The organism is Mycobacterium helveticum (assembly GCF_007714205.1).
Taxonomy (GTDB): Bacteria; Actinomycetota; Actinomycetes; order Mycobacteriales; family Mycobacteriaceae; genus Mycobacterium; species Mycobacterium helveticum.
In genome coordinates this window covers 1-936 of record NZ_VMQU01000308.1, presented here as the reverse complement: position 1 = coordinate 936, position 936 = coordinate 1, and the positions used below count along the sequence as shown (strand labels likewise).

Annotated in this window: 1 pseudogene; it reads right to left on the bottom strand. The window is 66.2% G+C overall.

Annotated elements, in window-relative coordinates:
- A pseudogene (locus FPZ47_RS27645) lies at positions 1 to 936 on the bottom strand (hypothetical protein); the annotation flags it as partial.

Genomic DNA, 936 nt, shown 5'->3' with positions numbered 1-936 from the left:
CGGGGGATGCGTTCGATGAGGCCGTGGGCACGCAGGCGCCGCAGGTCGTAGGTCATCTGCCCGGCGGTGATGTGTTCGGCGGTGGTGCCGAGCAGGGGCGCAATCAGGGTGCGCAGCTCACGGTTGGTGAATCCGTAAGGCAACAGCCGGTGGACGAGCAGGGCCTGCAATAGGGCGTGGACACGGGTGTCGCCGAAGCGCAGTCCGGGGATGCGGGTGCCGGAGTCGGTGACGACGGGGGCGGTGAGATCGGCGAAGGCCTTCGCGCCGCGGATCGGGTCGTGGCTGATGGTTTGGACGCCGAGCAGGCGCCGGTTGGCGGAAAAGCCGAGCTGCCGCAGGTCGGGCAGGCTGGTCAGCCGTTTGGTGACCCCGAAGTCGTGCGGGTTGTTGATGGTGGTCTCGGTGCGCAGCGCCCTCCCTTGTTTGTAGTACTGCTTGACTTTGGTGTTCTTGTAGTCGACGTGCAGTGACGGGATGACACCGTCGGTGATCACCCGGGTGCGAAACCGGCCCGGGGTCTTGCGTTTGCGGCCGTTGAGGATGCGGCGGTCGAAGATCAACGCGACGTGGTCGGGGCGGCCGATGTCGAGGTTGTCGCGGATGACCTGCTCGAAGAAGATCCGCCCCGACACCGGCGCATCCAGCATCTGGGTCAGCGAGAACTCGGCCTGCAGGATCGAGGGCTCGTAGCGGTAGCCGGCAGCCTCATCCTCGTCGGTGAACGGGTTGGGCAGAATGCGCAGCCACTTGCGCAGCAGCGCATCGATCTGCTCGGGTCCCAGCCGGTCGCAGATCGCCTGCAACCCCGCCGCGTCGTCGACGGCGGCGAACCCGTTATCGAGCGCTTCGAACCCGATACCGGCCTTGGCCGCTTGGCGTTTGGCCCATTCGTTGCCGTTGATGCACAGCTTGGCGGTGTAGGGGAAGTAGGTG